This is a genomic window from Ectothiorhodospira sp. 9100 (genome assembly GCF_022227565.1).
GTDB lineage: Bacteria > Pseudomonadota > Gammaproteobacteria > Ectothiorhodospirales > Ectothiorhodospiraceae > Ectothiorhodospira > Ectothiorhodospira marina.
The window spans coordinates 39,571-52,899 of sequence record NZ_JAJNAN010000014.1 but is presented as its reverse complement, the minus strand read 5'-3'; the positions used below and the strand labels follow the sequence as shown (position 1 = coordinate 52,899).

11 protein-coding genes are annotated in these 13,329 nt (G+C 64.7%); 7 read left to right on the top strand and 4 right to left on the bottom strand.

The window, feature by feature from the left end; all coding sequences use genetic code 11:
• Positions 1-9 precede the first annotated feature (9 nt).
• Genes ccmB through LPW29_RS06455 form a run of 3 tightly spaced genes read right to left on the bottom strand, consistent with a single transcriptional unit; the run spans position 10 to position 2,413 of the window.
• Positions 10-687 (bottom strand): heme exporter protein CcmB, encoded by a 678-nt coding sequence (gene ccmB, locus LPW29_RS06465; protein WP_370642821.1) that lies wholly within the window; start codon positions 685-687, stop codon positions 10-12.
• Positions 684-1,373 (bottom strand): cytochrome c biogenesis heme-transporting ATPase CcmA, encoded by a 690-nt coding sequence (gene ccmA / locus LPW29_RS06460; protein ID WP_090254592.1) that lies wholly within the window; start codon positions 1,371-1,373, stop codon positions 684-686. Before ccmA ends, ccmB begins: the two co-directional genes overlap by 4 nt.
• Positions 1,370-2,413 carry a chemotaxis protein gene (locus LPW29_RS06455; RefSeq protein ID WP_238627340.1) on the bottom strand — a complete coding sequence of 348 codons (1,044 nt, stop codon included), beginning with the start codon at positions 2,411-2,413 and terminating at the stop codon, positions 1,370-1,372. The genes ccmA and LPW29_RS06455 overlap by 4 nt, the downstream gene beginning before the upstream one ends.
• 191 nt (positions 2,414-2,604) lie before the next feature.
• Here LPW29_RS06455 and ccmE point away from each other — a divergent pair, with 191 nt between their 5' ends.
• The 6 genes from ccmE (at position 2,605) to LPW29_RS06425 (ending at position 8,716) form a co-directional block, all read left to right on the top strand.
• A complete protein-coding gene (gene ccmE, locus LPW29_RS06450) occupies positions 2,605-3,060 on the top strand; it encodes a cytochrome c maturation protein CcmE (RefSeq protein WP_238627339.1) in 456 nt (151 codons plus the stop codon).
• Positions 3,061-3,062: 2 nt separating this feature from the next.
• Positions 3,063-5,096, top strand: coding sequence for a heme lyase CcmF/NrfE family subunit (locus LPW29_RS06445; protein ID WP_238627338.1), 2,034 nt, complete (start codon positions 3,063-3,065; stop codon positions 5,094-5,096).
• Entirely contained in the window at positions 5,093-5,632 is a 540-nt protein-coding gene (locus LPW29_RS06440; RefSeq protein WP_238627337.1) for a DsbE family thiol:disulfide interchange protein, read from the top strand. Before LPW29_RS06445 ends, LPW29_RS06440 begins: the two co-directional genes overlap by 4 nt.
• Positions 5,629-6,105 (top strand): cytochrome c-type biogenesis protein, encoded by a 477-nt coding sequence (locus LPW29_RS06435; protein WP_090254551.1) that lies wholly within the window; start codon positions 5,629-5,631, stop codon positions 6,103-6,105. Before LPW29_RS06440 ends, LPW29_RS06435 begins: the two co-directional genes overlap by 4 nt.
• Complete coding sequence (gene ccmI / locus LPW29_RS06430) at positions 6,102-7,391, top strand: c-type cytochrome biogenesis protein CcmI (RefSeq protein ID WP_238627336.1); 1,290 nt, start codon at positions 6,102-6,104, stop codon at positions 7,389-7,391. Before LPW29_RS06435 ends, ccmI begins: the two co-directional genes overlap by 4 nt.
• Before the next feature lie 98 nt (positions 7,392-7,489).
• Positions 7,490-8,716 (top strand): Coenzyme F420 hydrogenase/dehydrogenase, beta subunit C-terminal domain, encoded by a 1,227-nt coding sequence (locus tag LPW29_RS06425; protein WP_238627335.1) that lies wholly within the window; start codon positions 7,490-7,492, stop codon positions 8,714-8,716.
• Positions 8,717-8,871: 155 nt separating this feature from the next.
• Here the strand turns inward: LPW29_RS06425 and LPW29_RS06420 are convergent, their stop codons facing one another.
• Complete coding sequence (locus LPW29_RS06420) at positions 8,872-9,801, bottom strand: patatin-like phospholipase family protein (protein ID WP_238627334.1); 930 nt, start codon at positions 9,799-9,801, stop codon at positions 8,872-8,874.
• A gap of 105 nt (positions 9,802-9,906) precedes the next feature.
• On the opposite strand from LPW29_RS06420, the gene LPW29_RS06415 reads away from it, so the two are divergent.
• On the top strand, positions 9,907-13,302 hold the full coding sequence (locus tag LPW29_RS06415; RefSeq protein WP_238627333.1) for a mechanosensitive ion channel domain-containing protein: 3,396 nt from the start codon (positions 9,907-9,909) through the stop codon (positions 13,300-13,302).
• The last annotated feature ends 27 nt before the right edge of the window (positions 13,303-13,329 follow it).

Below are 13,329 nucleotides of genomic sequence, written 5' to 3'. Positions count from 1 at the left end.
TTCCTCCAATCAATCCAGCATGATGCGCAGCGCCGCGGCAATGGCCCAGGGCGCCAACAGCAGGGTGAAAATAAGCAAGGCGGCCAACAGCGACAGGTGAGCCTCGGGGCTCGACCCATACATGACCGCATCCACAGCCCCCGACCCCATGATCAGTGCCGGTACATAAAGGGGCAGGATCAGCAGCGAGATCAGCACACCGCCTCCCCGCAAACCCAGGGTGAGCCCCGCACCGATGGCGCCCACCAGGCTGAGAATGGGCGTACCCAGCAACAGGGCCGTCATCAGCACGACGATCTCGGCGCCATCCAGATTCAGCTGCATGCCCAGCAGGGGCGAGATCAGCACCAGCGGCAGGCCGGTGACCAGCCAGTGGGCAAGGATCTTCATCAGCACCAGCAACGGCAGGGGCTGCGGCGTCAGCAAAAGCTGTTCCAGGGAGCCATCGCGGAAGTCATCGGCGAACAGGCGCTCCAGAGAAAGCATGGTGGCCAGCAGGGCGGATACCCAGAGCACCCCGGGGGCCATGCTGCGCAGCAATTGCGGATCCGGCCCCACCCCCAGCGGAAACAGTGACACCACCACCACGAAGAATCCCAGCACCACCAGCGCATCCTGGCGACGGCGCACCGCCAGCAGCAGGTCCCGCTGCAACAGGGCCAGCAAGGCTTGCAGCAGCGCCATCATGCTCCATCCCCCAGGGTCAGGGTGCGCTGGGGGCCGCGCACGGGGACAACCTGATGGGTCGTGAGAATGATCATGCCCCGGGCTGCCAGATGGGCTTCCAGCGCCTGTCTGAGCACCTCGATCACTTGAACGTCCAGCGCCGCAAAGGGTTCATCAAGAATCCACAGGGGTCGTCTCAGCAACAGCAATCGGGCCAGAGCCACGCGCCGCTTCTGCCCCTGGGACAGCAGCTTCACGGGCAGGTCGGCATGCCCGCCCAGACCCAGTTCATCCAGCATGGAGAATACCGCCTCGGGCGTTTGTGGACAGCCATGCAGACGGCATTGGCTTTGGATGTTTTCCTCGGCGCTGAGTTCATCCTTGAGGGCGTTGTGATGCCCCAGGTAGGCCAGGTGGCCGCCGGGGCCATCATCCAGGCGCCGCACCGGCACACCATCCCAGGTCATGTCCCCGTCCATGGGGCGGGTGAGCCCGCACAGCACCCGCAGCAGGCTGGTCTTGCCGGCCCCGTTGCGGCCAGCCACCTGCAGCAGTTCGCCGGCGTCCAGGCAGAACGTCAGACCGTTGAAAAGCAGGCGCTCTCCACGCTCCAGCACCAAACTGTCCACTTCCAGGCAATGGGCGGGAAAAGGATGCGGGGTGAGCGTGCCCGGCGTGTGGGCCGGCGCGGCAGCCGCATCACTCATGACGACCACTGCCCCAATTGTTGCATGCGCTCACGCACGGCTTCAGCCAGATCATCCGGGTGGTATTTCTGAACGAACTTGTCCGCCCCGGTTCGGCGCACCATGTCCACGTTGAAGACCCCGCTGATGGACGAATGCAACAGGATGTAGAGATCCTTGAGGCGGGCGTCCTCGCGAACCCGGGTGGTGAGTTGATAACCGTCCACTTCCGGCATCTCGATATCGGACACCATCATGATGAATTCCCGGGCCACATCCACCCCCTCGGCCTGCATGCGCTCGATCAGGTCGATGGCGTGCTTGCCATCGGTCACCAGGGTGCACTGTACGCCGAGTTGTTCCAGCGCGGCACGGATCTGATTACGGGCCACCGTGGAGTCATCCACCACCAGGACCTTACAGTCCTCTGCACGAAAACCATCACTCAGATCCGCCGACACCTGGGTGCTGGCGTGTACCACCTGATCCAGCACCTTTTCCACGTCCAGGATCTCCACAATGCGATCGTCCAGCAGGGTGATGGCAGTGACGAAGGCATTGCGACCCGTGGCCCGAGGCGGTGGCTGAACCTGACCCCACTGGGTGTTCATGATGCGTTCCACGCGACGGATCAGGAAGCCATGCACCGAGCGGTTGTACTCGGTGATGATGATGTAACCCTCCTCCGGCGCCTTGAGGGGCGGGCCACCAATGGCCAGCGAAAGATCCATGACGGGCATGGTAATGCCCCTGAGGGTGGCAATCCCCTTCACCAGAGGATGCGCACCCGCCAGATGGGAGAGTGGCTGGTAGGGAATGACTTCCTGCACCTTGAAGATATTGATGCCGTAGAGCTGTTGGCCCTGAAGCTGAAACAACAGCAACTCGAGTCGGCTACCAGCCACCCGATTGGATTCCAGGGATGACCCCCAGTGATGCTCAGCCATGACGGCGCTCCAGATGATCCACAGGCCCATGTTACCAGCGGACCCGGCAGCGTACACGCCCGCCGCGGTCCATCCGTCCCGCCACGCAGGCACCGGGTTTCTGATCTGGATCACATGGATGACTCCACACCATCGAACCTGACACGATCCAGGTTGTCTCCAATACGGATAGAAAGGGCAAGCGCCCGTTTGCTTGCGACCCCGACCGCGTTGGTGCTATCTATGGCCGGCACTCCGGGGGCAGCCGGGCCCGTGAGCGGCAACACCATGATAATCAGCTGGATACACCCAGGCAGGAGAAAACGATGACACCTCGACAGAAGAGACGAATGGCCGGGGTGCTACTCGTCGTGCTGGCGGTTTCCACCGCCTCGGCCCTGGCCCTGAGCGCCTTTAGCGAGAACCTCATGTACTTCTACGGGCCCTCGCAGCTGGCCCAGGGAGAGGCGCCGGGCGAACGCATCATCCGCCTGGGCGGGCTGGTGGAAGAAGGCTCCCTCCAGCACAACGATACCGACCTGACCGTGCAGTTCAGCATCACCGACACGGCCCACAGCATCCCGGTGCAGTACGTCGGCCTGCTCCCGGACCTGTTCCGCGAGGGTCAGGGGGTGGTCACTCACGGCCGCATGGGCAGCGATGGCATCTTCCGCGCCGAGCGGGTGCTGGCACGACACGACGAGAACTACATGGCCCCCGAGGTGGCGGACGCCCTGAAAGCCGTGGGCTACGAAGAACATCTCGGCGACAGGGTCTACTGATCATGATCCCGGAGATCGGACAACTCGCCCTCATCCTCGCCCTGTTGATGGCTACCGTACAGGGCATCATCCCCCTCATCGGCGCCCATCGGGGCACACCGGCCTGGATGGCCACCGCACACACGGCCGTGGGCGGTCAGTTTCTTTTCCTGGTGATCGCCTATATCGCGCTCACCCATGCCTTCATCACGCACGATTTCTCGGTGGCCTACGTGGCCAACCACTCCAACTCCGAACTGCCGCTGATGTATCGCATCTCCGGAGTCTGGGGCGGCCATGAGGGATCATTGCTGCTCTGGGCGTTGATGCTGGGCGGCTGGTCGCTGGCCGTGTCCTGGCTCAGCAAGGGACTGCCCACGGACATGGCAGCACGCACCGTGGCCGTCATGGGCCTGGTGAGCGTGGGCATCCTCTCCTTCACACTGTTCACCTCCAACCCCTTTGAAACCCTTTTCCCGGTACCGGCTGACGGGCGCGACCTCAATCCGCTGCTGCAGGATCCGGGTCTGGTGATCCACCCGCCCATGCTCTATATGGGTTATGTGGGCCTGGCCGTGCCCTTCGCCATTGCCATTGCCGCCCTGATCGGCGGACGCCTGGATGCGGCTTGGGCCCGCTGGACCCGGCCCTGGGCCACGGTGGCCTGGGCCTTCCTGGGGACCGGCATCGCTCTGGGCAGCTGGTGGGCCTACTACACCCTGGGTTGGGGGGGGTGGTGGTTCTGGGATCCAGTGGAAAACGCCTCCTTCATGCCCTGGCTCGCCGCCACGGCCCTGATCCACTCCCTGGCCGTGACGGAAAAACGGGGAGGCTTTCGCACCTGGACGGTGCTGCTGGCCATCATGGCCTTCTGCCTGAGCCTGCTGGGCACGTTCCTGGTGCGCTCCGGGGTACTGGTCTCCGTGCATGCCTTTGCCACCGACCCCGCCCGGGGCGTGTACATCCTCGCACTGCTGCTGGCGGTGACCGGGGCCTCCTTTGCCCTTTACGCATGGCGGGCCCCCAATGTGCGCAGCCACGCCGAATTCCAGCCCATCTCCCGCGAAGGCGCCCTGCTGGCCAACAACGTCATTCTGGTGGTGGCCCTGGCAGCCGTACTGCTGGGGACGCTGTATCCCCTGCTGCTGGATGCCCTGAACATGGGCAAGATCTCCGTGGGGCCTCCCTACTTCAACGCCGTATTCGCGCCGCTGATGCTCCCGTTGGTCTTTCTGGTGGGTCTGGGGCCGCTGCTGCGCTGGAAGAGCGCCTCCGCCCGGGAGGTCACCCTGCGCCTGTGGCATACCCTGCTCGCGGCCCTGGCCGTGGGCGTGGTCTTCCCGCTGGCCCTGATGGGCAGCACATCGCTGATGATCACCCTGGGCGTGGGCCTGGCCGTCTGGGTCATGCTGGCATCCGGTCGGGATCTCTATAGCCGGCTGCGCCAGCGCGGTACGCCCATGACAACCCTGCGCAAACTGCCCGCCAGCTACTGGGGCATGACCATCGGTCACCTGGGCTTTGCCGTGCTGGTGATGGGCATCACCCTGCTCATGGCCTTTGAACAGGAACGCGACGTTCGCATGGGCCTGGGGCAGAGCCATGAACTGGGGGGCTATACCTATGAGTTGCGGGATGTCTACGATGTGGCCGGCCCCAACTGGGATGCCCTGGAGGCCCATGTGCACGTCACTCGTGACGGTGAACCGGTCACGGACCTGTATCCTCAGCGCCGAATCTACCGGGTGCAGACCCAGCCCATGGCCCAGGCGGCGTATCAATCCCGCTTCACCCGTGACATCCTGGTCGCCTTGGGGGAGCCCATGTCGGGCCAGACGTGGTCGCTGCGGATTTATCACAACCCCTTCCAGATGTGGCTCTGGATCGGGGCGACGATGATTGTGCTCGGAGGATTCGTGGCGGCCGCCGATCGACGTTACCGGGTCTTCTCCCGACGTCGGGCCACCGAGTCGGCCAGCTCGCGGACTGAAGACGCCCGCGTGGCCAATAACCGGGATACCCCCCCCCAGCCTGCCCAACGGAGCCCCTCGGCATGAAACGACTCATGTACCTGTTGCCCATGGGGCTCCTGCTCCTGCTGGGCCTGTTCCTGCTGATCGGGTTGGGCCTCAACCCGCGTCTGGTGCCCTCTCCTCTGGTGGACAAGCCGGTCCCGGCCTTCGAACTGCCGGCCCTGGAAGACCCCGCACGCAAGGTGGGCTCGGCGGATTTCAACGGCGAGGTGGTGCTCCTCAATATCTGGGCCAGTTGGTGCGTCTCCTGTCGTCAGGAGCACCAACTGCTGGCACGCATGACCGATCGGTATGGCGTGCCCATTTATGGGCTGAACTACAAGGATGCGCGTGAGGACGGCCTCAACTATCTGCGGGCATTCGGTAACCCCTACGTGTGGAATGCCCATGACCTGGAAGGTCGTGTCGGTATCGACTGGGGCGTGTATGGCACGCCAGAGACCTTCGTCATCGATGGGGAGGGCCGGATCCGCTACAAGCACGTGGGCCCACTCACCTGGGACAAGATACAGAACGACGTGCTGCCCCTGGTGGAGCGCCTGCGGAGCGAAACCCTATGACCACCTGGTTACCCCTGATCCCACTGCTGGCCCTGCTGGCGTTCTCGCCGACGGTCCAGGCCGCCGGGGTGGACCCGACGAACTTCGAGAAGCCCGAACTGGAAGAACGCTACCGCGGCCTGCTCCATGAGTTGCGCTGTACCGTGTGCCAGAACCAATCCCTGGCGGACTCGGATGCCGGCCTGGCGCAGGACCTGCGCCGGGAATTGCGTACCCAGATCCATGCCGGCTCCAGCGACGATGAGATCATCGACTACATGGTGTCGCGATACGGCAACTTCGTGCTCTACCGCCCCCCTTTCTCGCCTGCCACCTACCTGCTCTGGATCGGACCCTTCGTGCTCCTGGGGCTGGGATTCGTGGCACTGTATCTGACCTCCCGGGGCAGCCGTCAGGGCACCGGGACCACCGGCGTGGACAGCGCCGCACGCCAACGGGCTCGACGCCTGCTGGGTGAAGGAAAAGACGTATGACAATGGGTTTTTGGATCGCGGCCGCGCTGCTCATGCTCACGGCCATGATGTTGATCATCTGGCCGTTCCTGCGCCGTCGGCCCGGGCCACAAGTGGAGGCCCGGGGCCTGAACCTCACCATCTACCGGCAGCGCATGGCGGAACTGGACCAGGAACTGGCCTCGGGACTCATGAACCGGGAACAGTACGAGGCCGCGCGCCTGGAACTGGAAGACAATCTGATCACGGACGAGGAAGATGCGCCCCAGGCTCCCGTGGTACCCAGCAGCGGGTCCGGTCAGCGTCGGGGCGGCATGGTGCTGCTGGTCTCCGCCATCCTGATCCCCATCCTGGCCCTGCTGATCCACTTCCAACTGGCTCCCGCCGGGCCGGACCCACGCCAGACCATTGCCATGGGACAGGCCCCCTCCAACAACCCGGAGATGGGTCAGGATGCGGCTCAACACGATCCTGAGGAAGTGGAGCGCATGATTGACCAGCTCAAGGCCCGTCTGGAGCAGGAGCCCGACGATGCCGAAGGCTGGCTGGTCCTGGCGCGCACCTATCGGTTCCTGGAACGCTTCGACGACGCCGCCCAGGCTTACGAGCGCGCCCATGGGATCATCGGCGATGACCCCATGCTGAACGTGGATTATGCCGAGACCCTGGTGGTCGCCCAGGACGGTCGTGTATCCGACCAGGCTGCCCGGCTACTGAACACCGCCCTGGAACAACAGCCGGACAACCAGAATGCCCTCTGGCTGGCGGCCATCGGCGCCTTCCAGACAGGTGAACTGACCCGCTCCCGGGAGCATCTGGAGCACCTCCAGACCCTGCTGGACCCCGACACCGGATCGGCCCGCGCAGTGCAGGATGCACTGCGGGAGGTGGGCGCAGCCATGCAGCAGAAGCAGACCGACAGCGCCCCGGCCGGGACTGACCCGCAGGGTGATGCCACGGTACTGGAAGTGAACATCGAACTGGACAACGCCCTGGCCGAGCGGCTCACCGGTGATGAGCAGGTCATGGTCTTCGCCCGCCCGGTGGACGGTCCACGCATGCCCCTGGCCGTGGTCCGCACCGAGGCCCGTTTCCCACTTCAGGTCAGCCTGGAGGATGGCAATGGCATGGGGATGGCCACACAGACCTCCATGACTCAGTACCAGTGGATTGAAGTGGTCGCCCGCGTCAGCCGCAGCGGCATGGCCGAGGCCCGCAGCGGCGACCTGGAGGGGATCAGTGATCCGGTGGATCCGTCGGATCCGGAGGGCCAGGTCAATCTGCGTATCGACAGGGTGCTGCCGTAAGCATCTCAGCATCGTGGCGGGTGCTGGGATAAGCCCCATGAAATGCAGTAAGCTCACCCCCTCCAGTTACCGCCCGGCACCGATCAGGAACCTGTTCCATGCCCCTGCAATCCCCCACACAGCAGAATGCGCCCACCGACGAGGCACTCCCCCACCGGGACCTGTGCACCGATTGCGGCATCACCCGCACCCACGATCCGCGCCGCTGCGGCCATGCCTGCCAGTTCATCCATCCCCGTTACCCCCGGATGGAGGCCCAGGTGCACGGCCGTGCCCGCAACCCGGAGCGCGAGGACGAAGGCTTCTTCGGCCCCTATCAGGCGATGCACCAGGCTGCGCTGCAACCGCCGCGGAAGGGCGCCCAATGGACGGGCATCACCACCCGACTGGCCGAACGCCTGCTGGAGACAAGCCGTGTGGATGCGGTACTCACCATGCAACCCGCCGCCGATGATTTCTGGCGCCCGGAACCGGTGCTCGTCACCCGCGCCGAGGACATGGCCCGCTGCCGGGGCATGCGCATGGGCTATGCCCCGCTGCTGGCACACCTGGAACCGGCGCTGGCACAAGGCTACAAGCGACTGGCGATCATCGGTCTGCCCTGCCAGGTGTACCCCCTGCGCGCCCTGCAGCAGGAACTGGATATCGAGTCACTTTACGTGATCGGCACCCCGTGCTCCGACAACACCACGACAGAGCACTTTCACGAGTTTCTGGCCCTGCTCTCGGAACAACCGGAAACCGTCACCTACCTGGAATTTCGCGCCGACTACCATGTGGAGTTGCGCTTCACCGACGGTCGGGTACGCACCATCCCCTTCCTCAAACTGCCCATCTCCAAGCTGCCCAGGGACTTCTTTCCCCTCACCTGCCAGACCTGCGTGGACTACACCAATGTGCTGGCGGACATCACGGTGGGCTACATGGCCGGACGTGGGGAGCAGTGGCTGGTGGTTCGCAATGACCGGGGGCAGGAGATGCTGGACCTTTTGGGGGACGAGGTCACCCTCAAGGCGCCCACCAGTGCCGGCAAGCGCCAGGGGCCGGTGACCGGGTTCATGAAGAACACCGAGCGGGCCGCCGGCGGCCTGCCGCTGCGCAGCATGCCCGACTGGGCCCGCCCCCTCGCCGCCTTCCTGATGCCGCGTATCGGCCCCCGCGGCCTGGAGTTCGCCCGCGCCCGGGTGGAAATGAAGGCGGTGGAGACGATCCTGCACCTGCGTCGGGCCTTGCCCAAGCGCATGCACAACATGATCCCGGACCATGTATGGCGCCTGGTGGAGCCCTACGGGCTGGAACCGAAGGAAGGCGAGCGGGGGAAGTAGACTCTACGAGCCCTCCCCTCCCCTCACCCCAACCCCTCTCCCCGGCGGGGAGAGGGGCAACAACGGAAATTGACCTGAGCATGAGCTCCCTTCTCCCCGCCGGGGAGAAGGGCTGGGGATGAGGGGAAAGGCGGGCGCGGTGTTCTGTGGCGCCCTCATGCTGGCCCTGAAGACGCCTTCCGGGCACTGTCCAGGGCCTCCCGGGCCAATTCCCGACCCAGGTCAACCACCGGCCCCGCGCGGTGAAACTCGTGGATCATGCAGACATTCTTGGGCACACTGATCACCAGGTCCGGGCGAAACACGGCCAGGTGTTGTCGCGTCAGCGCCGCCTGCATGGTGTCCAGTGAGCGCATCAACACCTCGGATACCGCCAGCCCCTCGGGTGCCTCCGGACTGCCATCGCTACCCAAGGATTCCACATAGCCACGCATCCGCCTCAGCAGCCCTTGCTTGCCATTGGCCGGTGCGCCTTCCTCGTCCGTCTCCGAACTGGAGTCGGAGGCAGGACCATTCACATCCACCACAATGGTCAGATCCGTCAGGGTGCGCAGGGTGGGCGCCACCGGCACCGGATTGAGCAGCCCACCATCCACCAGGGTGCGCCCCCGATAGCGATGCGGCGTGAACACCCCGGGAATGGCAATCGAGGCGCGGATGGCATCGAACAGTGAACCATCGGAAATCCAAAGCTCCTTGCCCCGCTCGATATCCACGGCCACCGCCGTATAGCTGATGGGCAGATGCTCGATGTCGCGCTCCCCCACCAGCTCCTTGAGCTTTTTGATGAGCTTTTCACCCCGTATGATTCCTCCCCCGGAAAAGCTCCAGTCCAGCAGACCCAGCACATCCGACTGCTCCAGGCCCTTGACCCACTCTGCATAGGTATCCAGCTCCCCCAGCGCATAAATCCCGCCCACCAGCGCCCCCATGGAACTGCCAGCGATGGCCCGGATCTCATAGCCCTGAGCCTCCAGTTCCTGAATCACGCCGATGTGCGCCAGCCCGCGGGCACCGCCGGAACCGAGCACCAGCGAGACGGTGCGGGCAGTGGAAGATCGAGACGTGGATTCTGCTGTATTCATGATGGGCGACACCGGCAATGGGTATAAACTGACAAGATAATGTAACGGGCGGTATCGCGGATACCTTCGGGTCGCGACGCCCTCTTTTCAACCCCTCGGAAGACCATGTACCGCATCCTGTCCAGCCTGCTGATCCTGTGTCTGATCCTGCCGTTGTCATTCCCCCTGCATGCCCAGGAGCCGCAAGGCCCCGCCCCCCTGTCCCAGGTCACCCAGGCGGAGATAGAGGCACTGCTGGACGAAATGGCGGCGGGCCGCGACCGCCTGGCCCCCTTGATTGATGCCATTGATACCCGGCCAGCCAATGACTGGCTGGAGCAGAGCCCCGAGCAACACCTGACTCAACGGGCCGGGGACGAAAGCCTGGAAAGCACTGAACAAGCCCTCTGGCAGAGCGCATTGGAGCGGGAGCAGGCAGCAGCCGACCGCGTGCGTGGCGCACTGGAACGGGCCAACACGGCCCGCTCCACACCGCAGCGGCTAAATGATTTGATGGACCGAATCCGGCAATCGGTGGCCCCCCTGACCGCCATCGAGGCCGAGCGGACCATTGAGGATATCGACCAGGACTTCACAACCCTGGAGCGCCGACGCCAGCAGGCCGCGCTGGAGCTGGACCAGAAGCGAATCACCCTGACGCGCCTGGAGGAACAATCCCGCAGCCAGGCCGAAACCCTGGAACGCCTGAGCCGCGAGCGTCAACAGGCCATGGATCAGGACCAGACGATCAATGGCGCGGAGATGAACGAGGCACAGGAAGCCGCTTCCCAGGCCCTGATACGCCAGGCGGATGCCCGCATCATCGCCGCGCAACTGGATGCCCAGACCTTGCCTCCGCGCATGGAAACCCTGTCCCTGGAGGCATTGGCCCTGGAGCTGGAGTCCCGCTGGCTGGCCCTGCGGACCACCCAATTACAGCGAGAACTGAATGAGCGTTCCACGGAGGAACTGCGCAACCTGCGCGCCGACCTGCGGCGCCTGGTGAACCAGGAACCGGATGCCCGTGCACGGTTTGCTGGCGAGATTCAGTCCCTGAATACCCGTTTCCAGGAGATTGCCCGCACCCAGACCCGCATCCGGGAACTGCAGGCGGATCGGGAACGCTACACCCGCCTGGAGCGGGAACTGACGCAGACGCTGACGAATGTGCGCGAGCGTCTGGAGGTCAGCGGCCTCAATGAGGCCCTGGGCGGACTGTTCCTTGAAGAGCAGCGACGCCTGCGCGACCTGGACGAAATCAGTTACGCCCTGGCTGACATTGAGCAGGAACTGGCTCAAGCCAGACTGAAGAGCATCAGCCTGCGGGAACAGACCGTGCGATCCTCTCCCACCCCGGTCATCACTGCCGCCGACGACCGGGCCCGGGCGGGACTGACACGCATCCAGCAGGAGGCGCTGGCGGTCCATCTGCAGGCGGAGGAGGTCCTGGCCGACCAGCTACGCCAGGCGGACCTGCGTGCCCGGTCCGTGGTGGCACTGGTGGACGAATTGCAACAGATCCTCAGGGAAACCCTGTTGTGGTGGCCCAGCCACACACCGGTGAGCCTGGACTGGGCCATGGCGGCCCCCAGCGCCGTCACCAGCCTGGCAGACCCCGCTTCATGGCGGGAGATCCGCTGGGCACTTCGGGAAGTGACCATTGGCAGCCCGGTGGCGATGCTGCTCACACTGCTGGTGGTGAGCGTGCTCTACGCCTGGGGCCGGGGCACGCCGAGTCAACTCAGGGCGCTGGCGGAAAAGACTCGGCACCGTTTTACCGATCACATCAAACTGACCCTGCTGGCCCTGGGATGGAGCCTGGTACGGGCCGCCCCCATCCCGTTACTGCTGATGATCACCTCGCTGCGCCTGGAACTGATGCCGGAGGTGGAATTCGGCGTCGAGGTCCTGGCCACCATGCTCTTCAGTGCCTCCATCTGGTGGATGGCGGGTCACCTGGTCTTGCTGTTCACATCGACCCATGGCGTGGCACGCGCCCATTTCGGCTGGAATGAACTGACCCTGCAACGCCTGCGCCGCCATCTCACCTGGTACCTGCCCACGCAACTGGCGCTGATCCTCTTCCTGGCACTGGCCTTTGCCCATCCCAGCGAGCTGGTCTTCGATATCTTCGGGCGGCTGGGCCTGCTCGCCTCCGTCATCATCACGGGCCTGCTGGGCTGGAACCTGCTGGCGCAGCCCCCCGAGGGCACACCTTTCCCGATCCCGGAACGACGCCGGCGCCTGCTGCGCATGACCCTGGCAACCGCCACCCTGATCCTGGCCACCCTGACCCTGGCCGGATACCTGCTCACCGTCGGCGAACTGATGGCACGCATCATCGATACGGTCATTGTCCTGGGGCTGGTGTGGCTGGCCTCCAGCCTGGCCGCCCGGGCACTGATCCTCAGCGAAACCCGCCTGCTCATCCGCCGCATGCGAGAGCAACGGGCCAAGGCCGCTGCCGCGGAGGGCAGCGGCATCGCCGGCGCCGAGGGCGGCCTGGATATCCCCGAGCGCCACCTGAGCCTGGAGGACGTGAACCAGCAGACCCGAACCCTGCTGCGCACCGCCGCCGGGGCGGGGATGATCCTGGCCCTGTTCTGGGCCTGGTCGGACATGCTGCCGGCGCTGACCTGGCTGGATGGCGTCACCCTCTGGTCACGCACCATCGTCGTGGGCGATGCTGAAATACTCAGTCGGGTGAGCCTGCAGGATTTCCTGCTGGCCGGATTCCTGGGGGTCGTCTTCACCCTGGCGGCGCGCAATCTGCCCGGGCTGGTGGAGATCCTGCTGGCCCGCAGCACCACACTGGACGCCGCCGGCCGCTACACCACCACCATGCTGCTGCGCTATGTGCTGGCTGTGGTGGCGGTGATCACTGTCTTTTCCCTGCTGAGCCTGCGCTGGAGCGAACTGCAGTGGATGGTGGCGGCGCTCACCCTGGGTCTGGGCTTTGGCCTTCAGGAGGTGGTGGCCAATTTCGTCTCCGGCCTGATCGTGCTGCTGGAGCGCCCCATCCGTGTGGGCGACACCATCACCATTGGTGAATACAGTGGTACCGTGGCCCGCATCCGCACCCGGGCCACCACCCTCGTGGACTGGGACAACCGGGAAGTGGTTGTACCCAACAAGAACTTCATCACCGAACGCCTGATCAACTGGACCCTCTCCGACACCACGACCCGCCTGGTGATCCCGGTGGGCGTCAGCTACGACTCGGATGTGGACAAGGTGCAGGAGATCCTGATGGAAGTGGCCCAGGAGAACCCCCAGGTGCTGGATGATCCGGAACCCACGGTGTTCTTCCTCAACTTCGGCGACAGCGCGCTCACCTTCGAATTGCGGGTGTATGTGTGCCAGTTACGGGAGCGGCTGCTCACCATCAGCGAACTGCATCACGCCATCATCAAGCGCTTTCGTAAGGAGGGCATCGAAATTGCTTATCCTCAGATGGACCTGCATATTCGGGACATGACGCCTCTGGCGGCCACGGGTGCCAGCCTGCAAGGAGGCCAATAGCGCCCCAAAATGGCGCAAGCGCGCACT

Bases quoted from the DNA above. Each gene is read 5' to 3' on its own strand.
- ccmB (WP_370642821.1), bottom strand. From the start codon at position 687: ATGATGGCGCTGCTGCAAGCCTTGCTGGCCCTGTTGCAGCGGGACCTG.
- ccmA (WP_090254592.1), bottom strand. From the start codon at position 1,373: ATGAGTGATGCGGCTGCCGCGCCGGCCCACACGCCGGGCACGCTCACC.
- ccmE (WP_238627339.1), top strand. From the start codon at position 2,605: ATGACACCTCGACAGAAGAGACGAATGGCCGGGGTGCTACTCGTCGTG.
- LPW29_RS06445 (WP_238627338.1), top strand. From the start codon at position 3,063: ATGATCCCGGAGATCGGACAACTCGCCCTCATCCTCGCCCTGTTGATG.
- LPW29_RS06440 (WP_238627337.1), top strand. From the start codon at position 5,093: ATGAAACGACTCATGTACCTGTTGCCCATGGGGCTCCTGCTCCTGCTG.
- LPW29_RS06435 (WP_090254551.1), top strand. From the start codon at position 5,629: ATGACCACCTGGTTACCCCTGATCCCACTGCTGGCCCTGCTGGCGTTC.
- ccmI (WP_238627336.1), top strand. From the start codon at position 6,102: ATGACAATGGGTTTTTGGATCGCGGCCGCGCTGCTCATGCTCACGGCC.
- LPW29_RS06425 (WP_238627335.1), top strand. From the start codon at position 7,490: ATGCCCCTGCAATCCCCCACACAGCAGAATGCGCCCACCGACGAGGCA.
- LPW29_RS06420 (WP_238627334.1), bottom strand. From the start codon at position 9,801: ATGAATACAGCAGAATCCACGTCTCGATCTTCCACTGCCCGCACCGTC.
- LPW29_RS06415 (WP_238627333.1), top strand. From the start codon at position 9,907: ATGTACCGCATCCTGTCCAGCCTGCTGATCCTGTGTCTGATCCTGCCG.